This is a genomic window from Paracoccus sp. Z118, assembly GCF_019061185.1.
Lineage (GTDB): Bacteria > Pseudomonadota > Alphaproteobacteria > Rhodobacterales > Rhodobacteraceae > Paracoccus.
In genome coordinates, this window is record NZ_JAHQZU010000003.1 from 66,752 (window position 1) to 82,571 (window position 15,820).

Annotated in this window: 14 protein-coding genes; 6 read left to right on the forward strand and 8 right to left on the reverse strand. The window is 67.8% G+C overall.

The window, feature by feature from the left end:
• Positions 1–112 precede the first annotated feature (112 nt).
• Positions 113–856 (reverse strand): SDR family oxidoreductase, encoded by a 744-nt coding sequence (locus tag KTN05_RS03220; RefSeq protein ID WP_217327940.1) that lies wholly within the window; start codon positions 854–856, stop codon positions 113–115.
• A 145-nt stretch (positions 857–1,001) separates the two neighbouring features.
• Here KTN05_RS03220 and KTN05_RS03225 point away from each other — a divergent pair, with 145 nt between their 5' ends.
• Positions 1,002–1,631 carry a hypothetical protein gene (locus tag KTN05_RS03225; RefSeq protein WP_217327941.1) on the forward strand — a complete coding sequence of 210 codons (630 nt, stop codon included), beginning with the start codon at positions 1,002–1,004 and terminating at the stop codon, positions 1,629–1,631.
• 123 nt (positions 1,632–1,754) lie between these two features.
• Here the strand turns inward: KTN05_RS03225 and metA are convergent, their stop codons facing one another.
• Both metA and KTN05_RS03235 read right to left on the reverse strand, forming a co-directional pair.
• Positions 1,755–2,684, reverse strand: coding sequence for a homoserine O-succinyltransferase (metA, locus tag KTN05_RS03230; protein ID WP_217327942.1), 930 nt, complete (start codon positions 2,682–2,684; stop codon positions 1,755–1,757).
• Positions 2,685–3,584, reverse strand: coding sequence for an ATPase (locus KTN05_RS03235; RefSeq protein WP_217327943.1), 900 nt, complete (start codon positions 3,582–3,584; stop codon positions 2,685–2,687).
• A gap of 149 nt (positions 3,585–3,733) precedes the next feature.
• Between KTN05_RS03235 and ggt the strand changes: the two genes are divergently transcribed.
• The 3 genes from ggt (at position 3,734) to KTN05_RS03250 (ending at position 6,680) form a co-directional block, all read left to right on the forward strand.
• Positions 3,734–5,551, forward strand: coding sequence for a gamma-glutamyltransferase (gene ggt / locus KTN05_RS03240; protein ID WP_217327944.1), 1,818 nt, complete (start codon positions 3,734–3,736; stop codon positions 5,549–5,551).
• 257 nt (positions 5,552–5,808) lie between these two features.
• Positions 5,809–6,183, forward strand: coding sequence for a hypothetical protein (locus tag KTN05_RS03245; protein WP_217327945.1), 375 nt, complete (start codon positions 5,809–5,811; stop codon positions 6,181–6,183).
• A gap of 89 nt (positions 6,184–6,272) precedes the next feature.
• On the forward strand, positions 6,273–6,680 hold the full coding sequence (locus KTN05_RS03250) for a hypothetical protein (RefSeq protein ID WP_217327946.1): 408 nt from the start codon (positions 6,273–6,275) through the stop codon (positions 6,678–6,680).
• A gap of 162 nt (positions 6,681–6,842) precedes the next feature.
• Here the strand turns inward: KTN05_RS03250 and acnA are convergent, their stop codons facing one another.
• Complete coding sequence (gene acnA, locus KTN05_RS03255) at positions 6,843–9,629, reverse strand: aconitate hydratase AcnA (RefSeq protein WP_217327947.1); 2,787 nt, start codon at positions 9,627–9,629, stop codon at positions 6,843–6,845.
• Positions 9,630–9,882: 253 nt separating this feature from the next.
• Between acnA and KTN05_RS03260 the strand changes: the two genes are divergently transcribed.
• A complete protein-coding gene (locus KTN05_RS03260) occupies positions 9,883–11,028 on the forward strand; it encodes a thioredoxin family protein (protein WP_254367952.1) in 1,146 nt (381 codons plus the stop codon).
• 72 nt (positions 11,029–11,100) lie between these two features.
• Complete coding sequence (locus KTN05_RS03265) at positions 11,101–11,727, forward strand: inner membrane-spanning protein YciB (protein WP_217327948.1); 627 nt, start codon at positions 11,101–11,103, stop codon at positions 11,725–11,727.
• Between the two features lie 282 nt (positions 11,728–12,009).
• Here KTN05_RS03265 and KTN05_RS03270 read toward each other — a convergent pair whose 3' ends face one another.
• From KTN05_RS03270 to KTN05_RS03285, 4 genes are read right to left on the reverse strand one after another with little or no spacing between them, the layout of a single operon-like run.
• Complete coding sequence (locus KTN05_RS03270) at positions 12,010–12,768, reverse strand: ABC transporter ATP-binding protein (protein WP_217327949.1); 759 nt, start codon at positions 12,766–12,768, stop codon at positions 12,010–12,012.
• Entirely contained in the window at positions 12,765–13,553 is a 789-nt protein-coding gene (locus tag KTN05_RS03275) for an ABC transporter ATP-binding protein (RefSeq protein WP_217327950.1), read from the reverse strand. Before KTN05_RS03275 ends, KTN05_RS03270 begins: the two co-directional genes overlap by 4 nt.
• The gene (locus KTN05_RS03280; protein WP_217327951.1) at positions 13,550–14,686 is read right to left on the reverse strand and encodes a branched-chain amino acid ABC transporter permease; all 1,137 of its coding nucleotides are present in this window, start codon (positions 14,684–14,686) and stop codon (positions 13,550–13,552) included. Before KTN05_RS03280 ends, KTN05_RS03275 begins: the two co-directional genes overlap by 4 nt.
• A gap of 6 nt (positions 14,687–14,692) precedes the next feature.
• Positions 14,693–15,721 (reverse strand): branched-chain amino acid ABC transporter permease, encoded by a 1,029-nt coding sequence (locus KTN05_RS03285; RefSeq protein ID WP_217327952.1) that lies wholly within the window; start codon positions 15,719–15,721, stop codon positions 14,693–14,695.
• Between the last annotated feature and the right edge of the window lie 99 nt (positions 15,722–15,820).

The window sequence follows — 15,820 nt, forward strand, 5'->3', positions numbered from 1 at the left end:
CGCCCAGGCGAATGGGCGAACGCTATGTCACGTTTCCGTTCCATGCAACGATGTTAGTCGGCCCTGCCGCAGCGGCACCTCCGCACGGCGCGGGCGGGATCGGCGTTCGGGATCAGCGCATCCGCAGCCCGCCATCCAGCCGGATCGTCTCGCCGTTCAGGTATCCCATCTCGACGATGAAGGCGGCGGTGCGGGCGTATTCCTCGGGATCGCCGAGGCGTTTCGGGAACGTCACCTCGGCGGCGAGGCTGTCCTGTACCTCGTCCGGCAACCCGCGCAACATGGGCGTTCCGAAGATGCCGGGTGCGATGGCGCAGACGCGGATGCCCGAGCGGGCGAGATCGCGCGCGATCGGCAGCGTCATGCCCGCGATCCCGGCCTTGGATGCCGCATAGGCCGCCTGTCCGGCCTGCCCGTCGAACGCCGCGATCGAGGCGGTGTTGACGATCACGCCGTTCTCCTCTCGGCCGTTCCGGGCCATTTCGGCGGCAGCGAGCCGCAGCACGTTGAAGCTGCCGATCAGGTTGATGTCGATGGTACGGCGGAAGCTGTCCAGCTTGTGCGGCCCCTCGCGGCCCACGGTCTTCTCGCCGATGGCGATGCCCGCGCAGTTCACGCAAACGTCGATCCCGCCCATCCGCTCCACCGCCTGCGCGATGGCCGCCGCGACGCTGCCTTCGTCGGTCACGTCGGTCTGGACGAACCCGGCACCGATCCCGGCGGCGAAATCCCGGCCCCCCGCGTCGCGGTCGAGGATCGTGACTTCGGCGCCGCGGCTGCGGAAATGCTGCGCGGTCGCGGCCCCGAGGCCGGAGGCGCCGCCGGTGACGATGGCTCGGGCGGTGGACAGGTCCATGGTCGTTTCCCTCGTTCTGCGGCGCGATCCTAGCAGCGGCAAGCGGCGCGGCAAGGGCGGGGCCGCGATGGAAGCACCGCCGTTAACCATTCCTAAACCAGTTTTCCCGCATGGTCCGGCGACGAAACCGAAACAGCCGGTCCCCATGCGCCGACTCGCGCCGATCCTCTGCTGCGCCCTCGCCCTGCCTCTGCCCGCGACGGCGGGGAACGGGATATGGACGCAGCTCGATTTCTCGAACGAGGGCGGTCTGCTGGTCACGAATGTCGAGCGTGGGCGGCAGGTCTATGGCCTCGTGGTCGGCAGCGACGATCAGTCTTGGGTCACGCTATCGCTCCTGCGGACGTGGCAGTTCGGAAACCCGGACGCGCCGTGGAAGCTGCGGGCGGGAACGGCGCTGAAGGCCGAGGAGATCGGCTGGTGGGAGGCGGAGGAGCAGGATTACGCATATTGCGACGCCGAGATGCAGGATTGCTACGGCGCCCGCGCCGGGGTGCGGCTTCAGGTGGACCGCTGGAAATCATACGAGAGCCTCGGCCTGTATCTCATGGCCGACTACAGCAGCATCGACAACGCGCGGCTGGGTGTCGCCGGGCTGACGCATCTGCCGACCGGATTCGGCGGGCAGATATCGGTTTATGACGACGATGACGGCGCGACGGTTCCGGCGGTCATGGTCTCCATGAAGCTGCTGGACACCGGGTTCTCGCTGCGCGCCGGGCACAAGTTCGTGGAGGAGGAGACCTTCCTCGGCCTCAGCTTCTCGACCTACTGAGCAAAGCTTTCCCGCGCGATTTCCCGTCCGGCGGTGATCTTGGGGACGGGAGCGCCGATCAGCTTCTTGCCGTTGTCCACTGCCCGCAGTCGGTGATCCGACCGACCAGCGGCATCTCGCCGCTCATGGGTTGCTGCCGATGTCCCGCAGGTCGAAGGGCGTCGTCTGGTAGATCTCGTTGATCCAGTTGCCGTAGAGCAGATGGGCGTGGCTGCGCCAGCGGTTCGACGGGCACTGCGTCGGATCGTCGCCAGGATAGTAGTTCGCCGGCACGTTGATCGGCTTTCCGGCCTCGACGTCGCGGTCGTATTCTTCCTTCAGCGTGCCGGAATCGTATTCCAGGTGGTTGAAGATGAACAGCATCCGCTGCGCCCGGTCCTCGATCAGGCACGGGCCGACCTGCTCCGAGGCGAGCAGCGTGCTCAGCGCGGGGCGGGCATCGATGTCGTCCTGCCGCACCTCGGTCCAGCGGCTGACGGGGATCAGCACGTCGTCGGAAAATCCGCGCAGGAACGGGGAGGCGGGGGCGAGGTTCTGATGGCGGAAGCAGCCGAACGCCTTGCGGACCAGCGTGTGCTTGGGCAGGCCGTGGAAATGCCAGGCCATCGCCATCCCGCCCCAGCAGACGCCGAAACTGGAATGGACGTGGCTGCGCGACCAGTCGAAAACCCGGCGCAGCTCGTCCCAGTAGGTCACCTCCTCGAACGGCAGATGCTCGATGGGTGCGCCGGTGACGATCAGCCCGTCGAACCGCTCGCCCGACGCCGCGACCTCGTTGAAGGGGCGATAGAAGGACGCCAGGTGGTCGGCGGCCGTGTTCTTGGATTCGTGGTCCGACATGCGGATCAGCGACAGGTCGATCTGAAGCGGAGTCGCCCCGATCAGCCGGGCGAACTGGTTCTCGGTCTGGATCTTCTTGGGCATTAGGTTCAGCAGGGCGATCCGCAGCGGCCGGATGTCCTGCGTGGCGGCCCGCCCCGGCGACATGACCATGACGCCTTCGCGCGACAGGATGTCGTAGGCGGGCAGGTCTTCGTGCAGGGTGATCGGCATTCAGGCCGTTCCTCGGGTCAGCAATTCGGCAGGGGCGGCGGCGCGGGGCAGGGCCTTCGCGTCGATGGCCCCGGCGATCAGGTCGGTGAAATCCTCGGGCGTCCTCACCCGCGCCACGTCATCGGCGTCCACGGTGACGCCGCGCTTCGCCATCGCCGCATAGCGCGGCTGGCGATGGGCGAGGGCGCGGGCATAGGCCCAGCGGATGAAGGCGTCGGGATCGACCGGGCCAGGCCGGGCGCGCCCGTATTCGGCCCAGGCGTCCAGCAGGAACTGGGGCTGGTAATACATCGGCTTCGGCGCCCGGTCGAAGCGGCGCACCAGCTCCGCCGTGTGATCGTCGCTGCCCCGGATCCAGACCGGCAGCAGCAGCCCGTCCAGCGCCGACAGCACCGGATCGTCGGGATCGTCCGGGTCCACCACCTCGCAGATCGACCCCGAGGTGTCGCAGACGAAATGCGCATAGCCATAGATCGCCCGCGCCCGGTCGATGAAATGGGCGCTGTCCAGCATCGCCGCGATCTCTGCCGCGCGGTGCTGGTTCTGGCGCTTCATGTAGTCGTCGAACGCCAGCCCCCCCAGCGCCGGATCGCCCGGCTTGCCGAGATACGTCGAAAGCGGGGCGAGGTTGTCGAAGGTGATGTTCGATTCGATCCGCACCGAATCCGTCATCAGCAACTCGCGCAGCAGCGGCACCTGCATCGCGTGGCGTTTGAAGTCGTCGGCGATCAGCTCGCCCATGTAGCGGGTGCCGATGCGGTAATCGACGCTGTAGTGGAACCACGCGCCCGACCGCCGCAGCATCGAGGCGATATGCGTCTTGCCGAGGCCCGACATGCCGAACAGCATGACACGTTTCGCGCCCGCCTCGCGCCATGCCTTCCCGCTGCCGTAGATCATCCGTGCCCCCGTCCTGTTCTGCCCCGCTAGGTAAGCGCCCGCGCCACCATTGGAAAGGGCAGGGCGGGGGCGGGCGGCGCTGTTCACGGTTGCGCGAGCGGAGCCGCCCGTTCACAGTCCGCTCACGGGATCAGTGAGGATCGATGAACATGACACGCTACGGACTGATGCTGGCGCTGCTGCTGGGCAGCGCCTCGGCTGGGCTGGCGCAGCAGGCCACCGATTCGGTCGCCCCCGAGGCGCCGACCGCCGCGCCGGAGACGGCGCCCGCGCCGGACGCGGGCTTCGGCCCGCTGACCGACGCCAGCCGCGCGGGGCTGATCGCGAAATCCGAGGGGCGGCCGGTCACGGCCGGAAACTGGATGGTCAGCGCCGCGCACCCGCTGGCCGTCGAAGCGGGGGCGAAGATCCTCGAGACCGGCGGCAGCGCCGCCGACGCGATGGTCGCGGTGCAGGCGGTGCTGGGGCTGGTCGAGCCGCAAAGCTCGGGTCTCGGTGGCGGCGCGTTCCTCGTCTGGCACGATTCTTCCAGCGGCGAGACGACGACGCTCGACGCGCGCGAGACCGCGCCCCGCGCCGTCACGCCGACGCTGTTCCAGAACGAGCAGGGCGAGCCGCTGGAGTTCATGGAGGCGGTGGTCGGCGGCCGCTCGGTCGGCGTTCCCGGCACCCCCGCGCTGATGGAGGAAGCGCATCGCCGCTGGGGCCGGATGAACTGGGCGGGGCTTTTCGAGGGTCCGATCCGGCTGGCCGCGGACGGCTTCACCGTCTCGCCGCGCCTTGCGAGCCTCGTGGCCGAGGAGGGCGAGGCGCTGCAGCGCTACCCGGCGACGACCGACTACTTCTTCCCCGGCGGCCAGCCGGTGGCGGCAGGGTCGATGCTGACAAACCCGGCCTATGCCGACACGCTGGCGCAGCTGGCAGCGGACGGGGCCGACGCCTTCTACCGCGGCGAGATCGCGCATGAGATCGTCGCGGCGGTGCGCGGGGCCGAGGACAATTCCGGCCACATGACCCGTGACGACCTCGCCGCTTACCGCGTGATCGAGCGGCCCGCCGTCTGCGTGGAGTACCGCGACCACGATGTCTGCGGCATGGGGCCGCCCTCGTCCGGCGCGCTGACGGTCGGGCAGATCCTCGGGATGCTGGGCGGCTATGACCTGGCCGCGCTGGGGGCCGAGAGCCCGGAAAGCTGGCGGCTGATCGGCGATGCCTCGCGCGTCGCCTTCGCCGACCGGGAACGCTACATGGCCGATCCCGATTTCCTCGCCGTGCCGACGCGGGGGCTGGTCGATCCGGCCTACCTGGCCGAGCGCGGGCAGTTGCTGTCGGGCGACGACAGCCTGCCCGAGGTCAGCCCCGGCTCGCCCGGCTGGGCCCACGCCTCGCTCTGGGGCCGCGACGAATCGCTGGAGCTGCCCTCGACCACGCATATCTCCATCGTGGACGGTGATGGGAACGTGCTGTCGATGACCACCACCATCGAGAACGGTTTCGGCAGCCGGGTGATGGCGGCGGGCTTCCTGCTGAACAACGAACTGACCGACTTCTCGTTCAGGACGCATGACGATGAGGGGCGGGTGATCGCCAACGCCGTCGCGCCGGGCAAGCGGCCCCGGTCTTCGATGGCGCCGACCATCGTGCTGAAGGACGGCGCGCCGGTGATGACCATCGGCTCGCCGGGCGGCAGCCGGATCATCGGCTATGTCGCCCGCGCGATCATCGCCCAGATCGACTGGGGGATGGACATTCAGCAGGCGATCTCGGCGCCCAACCTCGTCAACCGCTTCGGTCCGATGGATGTCGAGCCCGGCCGCTCGGCGGAACTGGCCGCGGGGCTGGCCGATCTCGGGTTCGAGATCAACGAGACCGCGCTGACCTCGGGCCTGCAGGGCATCGCCATCACGCCGGACGGCTTGCAGGGCGGCGCTGATCCCCGCCGGGAAGGCATCGCTATCGGCGGCTGAGCCTTCGGGCTGCGAGCAATGGAGCCCCCGGCTGACGGTCGGGGGCTCCTGCTGTTCGGGACGCCCGGCTTTCGTGACGGCGGGCTTTTTGCCATCCTGAGCGGCTCACTCGCTGAGTGGTTACAGCGGGTCGCTTGCCCGGCAGGCTCCGGCCGGACGTCCCGCCTGCTGGAAAGCGCGGAACAAGCCCGAGCGAGGTGCGTTTGCATGGGTGGCGCCTTCATGGCGCGCTTGATCCTCTCGAAAGGAACCATCCCATGCACAAGCTCACTCTTCCCGCCCTGTTCGCCGTGCTTGCCAGCGGCGTTGCGGTTCCCGCGATGGCCCAGACGATGGTGGGCGATCAGACGCTCTCCGAAGCCGACCGTCCCTCGGCGGTGGCGCAGTGCGCCTCGCTGAAGGCGCAGGCCGAAACCGGCAGCGACGCGATGGGGCCGACATCGGCCACGACCACCGCCGCGACTGCCACCGCATCGACCGAAGGCAGCGAGAAGGCCGCGGATGACGGCAGCACGGGCAGCGGTCATGATGCCATGGAGGAGGGCGCGACCGACGGCGCTCCGGCGGCGTTCGATGTGACCCGGCTGACCATCGAGGACTGCCAGGCGGCAGGTTTGCTGGACAGCCAATAAGTAAAATTGTCTGGAACCAGAACCAGACGAGACGCGTTGGTTACGGGGCGGTCCGAAGGGCTTGCCCCGTTTCCAGAAGGAACGATCATATGTGCAAGCTTTTCCTGTCGGCCGTGGTCGCCGTGCTTGCCAGCACCATTGCGGCCCCAACCATGGCCCAAACCTGGGGCGATCAGTCATTCGCCCCCGTCGTTCGCGCCGCGTCCTCCGCTCAATGCGTCACCCTCAAGCGTGGCGCCGAAGGCGGGCATGACGCGATGGAGCCTCATCCCGGTGGCGCCACCGCGTTCTTCATACCCACCTCCGGCCCTGCCGAGCGCGGCCATGACGCCCTTGCAGAAGGCAAGCGCGACCATCTGTCGTCCGGCACCAGCTTCGCCGAAATGACCGCCCGCCCCATGATCGGGCGCGGCCACGACGCGCTGGGACCGGATGATCGCAGCTGGTCGTCGCCCGTCGAAATGGCGAGCGCCGCCGGCGTGACTGCCGCCTGCTGACGCGCCGGGCGAACCCGCGGCGCACCCGTCAGGCGGGCATTGCCTGAACCACGACGCTCCCGCCCGGACGCTCCGCGGACAACAAGAAGCCTGCCAACCTTTCGGCTGGCAGGCTTGGAGGAGATGGCGCGGCGAAGCGGACTGCGCCCGCCGCGGCCGGATTCAGGACTTGGCGAGGTTGCGCAGCACGTAGTGCAGCACGCCGCCGTTCTGCAGATACTCGATCTCGACCTCGGTATCGACGCGGGCCTTCAGCTGCACGGTCTTTTCCGTACCGTCCGCATAGCGGATCGTCGCCGGAACCAGCGCCAGCGGCTTGAACTCGCCCGCCAGCCCCTCGATCGAGATCACCTCGTCGCCGGTCAGCTTCAGCGACTTGCGGGTGTCGCCGCCGGTGAACTCGAACGGGATGACGCCCATGCCGACGAGGTTCGAGCGGTGGATACGCTCGAAGCTTTCGGCGATCACGGCCTTGACGCCCAAGAGGTTGGTGCCCTTGGCCGCCCAGTCGCGGCTGGAACCCGCGCCGTATTCCACGCCGCCGATCACGACCAGCGGGACGCCCTGAGCCTCCCACGCCATCGCGGCGTCGTAGATCGAGGTTTCCTTCCCGTCCGGGCCCTTGGTGAAGCCGCCCTCGACGCCCTCCAGCATCTCGTTCTTGATGCGGATGTTGGCGAAGGTGCCGCGCATCATCACTTCGTGGTTGCCCCGGCGCGAGCCGTAGCTGTTGAAGTCCGCCGGCGCGACCTGCCGTTCGGTCAGGTAGCGGCCCGCCGGGGTGTTGGGCTTGAACGAGCCGGCCGGGCTGATGTGGTCGGTGGTGATCATGTCGCCCAGCACAGCGAGAACGCGCGCGCCCTCAATGTCCTCGATCGTCCCCGGCTCCCTCGACATGCCCTGGAAATAGGGCGGGTTCTGGATATAGGTCGAGGTCGGCGGCCAGTCATAGGTCTCGCTGTCGGTCGTCTCGACCGCCTGCCAGCGCTCGTCGCCCTTGAAGACGTCGGCGTATTTTTCGATGAACATCTCGCGCGTGACGATCCGCTCCACCAGTTCCGAAATTTCCTGCGACGACGGCCACAGATCCTTCAGATAGACGGGCTGACCGTCGCTGCCGGTGCCCAGCGGTTCGCGGGTGATGTCGATGTTCATGTCGCCCGCGATGGCGTAGGCCACGACCAGCGGCGGCGAGGCGAGGTAGTTCGCCCGCACGTCCGGCGAGATCCGGCCTTCGAAGTTGCGGTTGCCCGACAGGACCGATACCGCGACCAGATCGTTGTCGTTGACCGACTTCGAGATGGCGGGGTCCAGCGGACCCGAGTTGCCGATGCAGGTCGTGCAGCCGAAGCCGACGAGGTTGAACCCCAGCGCGTCCAGGTCTTCCTGAAGCCCGGCGGCCTCCAGATATTCGGCCACCACCTGCGATCCGGGGGCCAGCGAGGTCTTGACCCACGGCTTGCGGGTCAGCCCGCGCTCGCGCGCCTTGCGGGCAACGAGGCCGGCGGCCATCAGCACATAGGGGTTCGAGGTGTTGGTGCACGAGGTGATCGCCGCGATCACGACCGAGCCGTCGCGCAGGCGGTAATCCTCGCCATCGACCGCGAAGGTGCCGACCTCATGCGCGCCGTGGGTGGCGCCGGGAATCTCGCCCGTGGCCGGGGCGGGCGATCCGCCTTCCTCGGTCATCTCGAACTTCTGGGCCGGCGGTGCCGAAGGGGCCGGGCGAATGCCGTTGATGTAGTCCTTGAAGGTCTGCGCGGCGACGTCCAGCGCCACGTGGTCCTGCGGGCGCTTGGGGCCGGAGATGGCCGGCACCACGTCGCCGAGATCCAGATGCAGGGTCGAGCTGAAGACCGGCTCGTAATCCGCGCCGCGCCAGAAGCCGTTTTCCTTGGCATAGGCCTCGACCAGCGCGATGCGATCCTCGTCGCGGCCGGTCTGGCGCAGGTAGCGCAGCGTCTCGGCGTCGATCGGGAAGAAGCCGCAGGTCGCGCCGTATTCGGGCGCCATGTTGGCGATCGTCGCCCGGTCGGCCAGCGGCATGTTGTCGAGGCCCTGGCCGTAGAATTCGACGAACTTGCCGACGACCTTGTGGTCGCGCAGCATCTTCGTGACCTTCAGAACGAGGTCGGTCGCGGTCACCCCTTCCGTCAGCGCGCCGGTGATCCTGAAGCCCACGACCTCGGGGATCAACATCGAGATCGGCTGGCCGAGCATCGCGGCCTCGGCCTCGATCCCGCCGACGCCCCAGCCGAGGACGGCGAGGCCGTTGACCATCGTGGTGTGGCTGTCGGTGCCGACCAGCGTGTCGGGATAGGCGACCGTGGCGCCGGTCTGGTCGGTGTCGGTCCAGACGGTCTGGGCCAGATATTCAAGGTTGACCTGATGGCAGATGCCGGTGCCGGGCGGAACGACACGGAAGTTCTGGAACGCCTTCTGCCCCCATTTCAGGAACTGGTAGCGTTCCATGTTGCGGGCGTATTCCAGATCGACGTTGCGCTGGAACGCGCGGGGGTTGCCGAACTCATCCACCATCACCGAGTGGTCGATGACCAGATCGACCGGGTTCAGCGGGTTGATCTTCTGCGCGTCGCCGCCAAGCGCCACGATCCCGTCGCGCATCGCGGCAAGGTCCACGACCGCCGGAACGCCGGTGAAGTCCTGCATCAGCACGCGGGCCGGGCGATAGGCGATCTCGCGCGGGTTCTGGCCGCCCTTGGCGGCCCATTCCGCGAACGCCTTGATGTCGTCGATGCTGACGGTCTTGCCGCCATCCTCGAACCGCAGCATGTTTTCCAGCACCACCTTGAGCGAGGCGGGCAGGCGCGAGAAATCGCCCAGGCCCGCGTCGGTCGCGGCCTGGATGGAATAATAGGACACGGTCTGCCCGCCGACCGTGAGATCGCGGCGGGTCTTGGCGGTGTCGGAGCCTGTGACGATAGGCATGGCGTTCGTTCCCCTCTGGCGGTGCCCCGGAGGCACGGCGGCTGGATTGGTGCGCGTTCCCGGATTGCCCCGAAAAGGCTTTCTCCGCAAGCCGGGGATGCGCTGTATGCCGTGGTATACATGCACTTGCCGCTGGCTGCAAGCTGGCGTCCGGCCGTGGCGGTGCAGTGTGTCGCACATGCACGGGCGACGCCATGCTCGCGCGGGCTAACGAAGCATTGATTTGCGATCCGGGCCCGATGGCCTAGTTCCGATGGACATGCGTCTGTTCCATTCCCCCCGCGCCGCCGGAGCGATCCGTCCCGCCGCCCCGCCTCAGCCCCCGGCCGACCGCGTCCCGGCGCGTCCGGGCATCCGATGGCTCGCCGCCGCCGCGCTGGGGCTGAGCGTTGCCGCCGGCGGCGCCGTGGCGCAGCAAGGGCCGGATGCGGCGGCCGACTCGCTCTCGCACGGAACCGCGGCCGATCTCGACGCGGGCGCGGGCTGGGGCGCGGATTGGAGCAGCGACGACACCGCCGGCCTGATCGAGGCCCCGGACGGCGCGGCGCTGCTGTCCGGCGCGGATGCCGCGGCGATTCCGCTGATGGGAGAGCCGCCGCTCGATGGCGGCTGGCCCGGCGTCGCGGGGTTCCTCGCGCCGCAGGCTTCAGCCCCCGCCGCAGCGGCGCGGCAGGCGGCCGCGCCCCCGGCCCCCACAACGCTGGTCGATCTGCAGGCGGCGCCGGTGGTGGTCGAGCTTTTCACCGCGCAGGGCTGCTCATCCTGTCCGCCCGCCGACCGGCTGCTCGCCAGCCTGGCCGGCCGCCCCGACGTGCTGCCGCTGGCTTGGCACGTCGATTACTGGGATTATCTTGGCTGGGCCGACGCCTTCGCCCGGCCCGAAAACACGGCGCGGCAGGAGGGCTACGCCCGCGTCGTCGGCGAGCGTGGCGTCTATACCCCGCAGATGGTCGTGGACGGGCAGGATACGCTGCTGGCGACGCGCCCCGCCGACCTGATCGCGCTGATCGAGGATCACCGCGCGCGCCCCGCCGCCATCATCGTCACCGCCGCCGCGGATGGCGGCCGCCATGTCATCCAGCTGACCCCCCGCGCCGCCATCCCTGGCGGGGTGCGGGTGGTGCTGGTCCGCTATGCCCCCCAGCGGGAGGTGACGGTGAAGGCGGGCGAGAATCGCGGCAAGACGATCCTCTACGCCAACGTGGTGCTGGGCAGCGAGGAGCTGACCCATTGGGACGCGCAGACGCCGCTGCGGCTGACGGTCTCGCCGGGCACGGGGACCGGGGAAGCGCCCGGCAGCTATCCGCCCGACACCCGCCACGCGATCCTCGCCCAGCAGGGCGTGCCGGGGAAGGCCGAGCTTCCGGGGCCGATCCTCGCCGCCGTGCGGCTGGACTGAGGCGCGGTTGTTCTTGCCCGGCACCGCCGGCTGGGCGAAAAGGCGGGGCCGATCCGAGGAAGGAAGACGATCATGCGCAAGGTGAACCCCTGGCTGAAGGCCGCTCTGGAATACGGCCCGCTGATCCTGTTCTTCGTGGCCTTCATGCGGCTGAAGGAGCAGACGATCACCTTCGCGGGCACCGAATACGGCGGCGTCGTGGGCGCCACGCTGATCTTCGTGCCGGTGCTGGTCGTCTGCACGCTGGCGCTGTGGGCGCTGACCGGCAAGCTGTCGGTCATGCAGGTGATGACACTGGTGCTGGTGGTGGTGTTCGGCGGCCTCTCGGTCTGGCTGAACGACCCGCGCTTCTTCAAGATGAAGCCGACGATCATCTACGCGATCTTCGCCGGGCTGCTGGCGCTCGGCCTCGCCTTGCGCCGCAACTGGCTGGAACTGGTCATGGGCGAGGCGCTGCCGCTGACCCATGAGGGCTGGCGCATCCTGACGGTCCGGCTGATCCTGTTCTTCGTCGCGCTCGCCCTGCTGAACGAGGTGCTGCGCTACGCCACCGATCCGGGCGGCTTCATGGGCCTGCATCTGAGCGAGCAGACCTGGGTGAACTTCAAGACCTTCGGCGTGACGATCGGCACCTTCGCGTTCTTCATCGCCAACGGCCGGCTGTTCTCGCGCTACGCACTGCCCAAGGAAAGCGACTGATCGTCGGGGCGGAAGGGCGAGTCGGGTATGTGCCGCAACAGCACCGCCCCAACATGATGCGGGCCGTTCTCGCTTTCCCAACATGCTGGACGTGCTGCAAGCCAGCACGCCGCAAGTGAAGGGGCGGCCTGTCACCGGGGAACAATGAAGGAGAGGAGGAGGCCGGAACCTTGCTCCTGTCACCAGGCTCGGGCACAGAACCCGGCGTTATCTCACAGAGTTCGGTTGCGTCCGGCGCAGCGCTCAGGCGACGGGACAGCGCGGGCCCACACCGAGATGTCCTCAAATGGCGAGGTACTCGTTGCGCAGCTCCGCATTGTCGAGCAGTTCGCGGGCGCTGCCGGTGAACACCAGCTCTCCTGAATCGAGGATCACCGCGCGGTCGGCAAGGCGCAGGGCCGCCACGGCGTTCTGTTCGACGATGATCGTCGTGATGCCCCGCTGCTTGATGTCATGCACGATCTGTTCAATCTCCTTGACGATCACCGGGGCCAGCCCCTCGTAAGGCTCGTCCAGCAGCAGCAGCTTGACCTCGCGCGCCAGTGCGCGCGCCACGGCGAGCATCTGCTGCTCGCCCCCCGAAAGGGTCACGCCCTCCTGCATCCGCCGCTCGGCCAGCCGGGGGAAATGCTCGTAGATCTGGGCGATCTCCCAGCCGCGATTGGGGGCGACCTGGGCGAGGATCAGGTTCTCCTCGACCGTCATGCCGGGAATGATGCGGCGGTCCTCGGGGACCAGCTGGATGCCGGCCTGCGACGCCTGGAACGCCTTCATCTCGTGGACCGGCCTGCCTTCCAGCCAGATCTGCCCGGATGTCAGCACCGGATCGGCCAGCCGCGCGATCGCGCGCAGGGTCGAGGTCTTGCCGGCGCCGTTGCGGCCGAGCAGGGCGAGGATCTCGCCCTTGCGGACCTCCAGCGTGACGCCCTGCACGATGTAGCTTTCGCCGTAATAGGCGTGGATGTCGTGAAGCGAAAAGAAGCTGTCGGGCGAGGCGGCGGCGGGCCGGGGCGCGGTTGCGACGGTGGCGGCGACATTCATTCGACGGGCCCTCCCAGATAGGCTTCCTGCACGCGCGGGTCTTCCTTGATCTCCTGCGGCGAGCCCGAGGCGATGATCCGCCCCTGCGCCAGCACGGAGATCGTGTCCGCCAGCGAGAACACGACATGCATGTCATGCTCGATAATGACCTTGGTCATGCCGCCCTGCTTGATCTTCTTCAGCAGCTCGATGGTGGTGTTGGTGTCGTGGCGCGACATGCCTGCCGTCGGTTCGTCCAGCAGCAGAAGGCGCGGGCGCTGGATCAGGCACATCGCCAGTTCGAGCCGCCGCTTGTCGCCGCGCGACAGGGCGCCGGCGTTGTCGTCGCGCCGGTCCCATATGCCGAATTCCTGCAGCAGATGCTCGGCCTCGTCGCGGATCTCGTTCTCGTTCCAGACCGAGCGGAGCATGTTGACGCGGAACGCCCCGTCGCGGCGGGCGAAGGCGGGCGCCATGACGTTGTAGAGGACCGACAGGTCCGCGAAGATCTCGGGCGTCTGGAAGACGCGGCTGATGCCGAGCTGGTTGATCTCGTGCGGGGCCTTTCCGGTCAGCAGCGTGCCGTCGAAGATCACGGCACCGCTGGAGGGCGGGATGCGCCCGATGATGACGTTCAGCAGGGTGGACTTGCCCGCGCCGTTCGGCCCGATGATCGCGTGGGTCTTGCCCTCTTCGATCTGCAGGTCGATGTCGGACAGCGCGCGCAGCCCGCCGAAGTTCTTGAACACATCGGCCGCGTGCAGGACGATATTCGGCACCGGGGCAATGGGTAGTTCTGCGTTCATTGCTGCACGACCTTCTTCTTGACGGCTGTCCTGCCGGATCGGCGCAGCCGTCGGATGAGCCGTTCGGCCCCCTCGACCAGCCCGCCGGGCAGGAACACCACGATCAGCACGAAGACGAGGCCCAGCGTCAGGTGCCAGCCTTCGCCGGTGAATTTCGACAGGATGGTGACCATGACCGCCTGCAGCCCGTCAGGCAGGACGGCGAAGAAGTCGTTCAGCACGTTGACGTTGATCGCCGAGAAGATGTTCTCGAAATACTTGATGAGCCATGCGCCGACGACCGGGCCGAACAGCGTGCCGACACCGCCGAGGATGGTCATCAGCACCACGTTGCCGGATTCGGTCCACTTCATCCGCTCGGCCCCGGCGATGGGGTCGGTCACTGCCAGCAGGCCGCCCGCCAGCCCCGCGAACATGCCGGAGATGACGAACGCCGTCAGCATATAGGGTTTGGTGTTGAAGCCGGTATAGATCATCCGGGTCGGGTTCGATTTGATCCCGCGCAGCGCCATTCCGAAGGGCGAGGCGAAGACCTTCTGCGAGACGAAGAACGCCGCGATCAGGAACGCCGCGCAGATATAGAAGCCCGCGTAACCGCTGAGCGAAACGCCCAGCAGCGATGGCGTGGGCAGGCCGTTCGCCATGCCGTCCGCGCCCAGCAGGCCGTCGATCACCCGCGGATCGCTGCGCGCGACCAGCAGCCCGGTTTCCCCGTTGGTGATCGGGGTCAGCACGGAATAGGCGAGGCTGTAGCTCATCTGCGCGAAGGCCAGCGTCAGGATCGAGAAGTAGATCCCCGAGCGGCGCAGGCAGAAATACCCGATCACCAGCGCGAACAGCCCCGAGAAGATGATCGCGAAGATCATCGCCGGGATGATGTCCATGGTCAGCAGCTTGAACGACCACACCGCCGTGTAGGAGCCGACGCCCAGGAAGGCGGCGTGTCCGAAGCTGAGATAGCCGGTCAGGCCGAACAGGATGTTGAAGCCGACGGCGAAGATCGCGTAGATCACGAATTTCTGCATCAGCCCCGGATAGGCGGCGCCGAAGGGCGCCAGCCAGATCGGCATCGTCAGCACGATGGCGGCCAGAACCGCCAGCTTGATGACATCCTTGCGAGAGAGTGAGAGCATGGCGGGTCAGCCTTCCATGACGCCGCGACGGCCCAGCAGACCACGCGGACGGACCAGCAGGATGACGACGGCCACCAGATAGATGATGACCTGGTCGATTCCGGGGAACAGCGATTTCACCTCGGTCATCGAGGCGAAGGATTGCAGGATTCCCAGCAGGAAACCGGCGGCTACCGCCCCGGTCAGCGATCCCATGCCGCCGACCACGACCACGACGAAGCTCAGCACCAGGAAATCCATGCCGATGAGGTAGTTGGGCGCCAGAAGCGGCGTATACATCGCCCCGGCCACCCCCGCGACCACGGCGGCGAGGCCGAAGACGATGGTGAAGCGCCGGCCGATGTCGATGCCCAGCAGCCCGACCGTTTCCCGGTCGGCCATGCCGGCGCGGACCACCATTCCGAAGGTCGTGAACTGAAGGAAGGCGAAGACACCGCCTATCACCGCCAGCGAGAAGAACAGGTAGATCAGCCGCCACCAGGGATAGGTCAGCTGATGCGCCTCCATCCCCAGCAGCAGCCCGATATCGGCCGCGCCGCGAAGGTCGGTCGGGATCGGCTGCGGCACCGGGTTGGGGCCGAAGAAGCTCTTGACGATCTCCTGCAGCACGATGGCCAGACCGAAGGTCACGAGGATCTGCTCGGCGTGGGTGCGCTTGTAGAAATGCTTGATGAGCCCGCGCTCCATCGCGATGCCGATGGCCAGCATCACCGGAACCGTGAGCAGCACCGAGATCGGCACCGAATAATCGACCAGAACCGCCCCGAAATCGCCGAACCAGTTCTGGACCAGCGGCGTGCGGACCTCGACCGGCTGGCCCCAGGGGGACAGTTGGGTGGGATCGACGGTGACCGTCTCGATGGTCAGCAGATAGCGGAACGCGACGGCGCAGAAGCATCCCAGCATGAACAGCGCGCCATGCGCGAAGTTCACCACGCCCAGCGTTCCGAAGACGAGCGTCAGGCCAAGGGCGATCAGCGCATAGGCCCCGCCCTTGTCCAGCCCGTTGAGCAATTGCGCGAGAAACGCGTTCATCCGCTTCTCCCTCCCCCCTGCAGCCGGGTTCAGGCCCGGCTTCTATGTCTCGTGTGATGGCGCCGGCCGGGCACCGCCTGGGTGCCGGCCGGGCCGGTG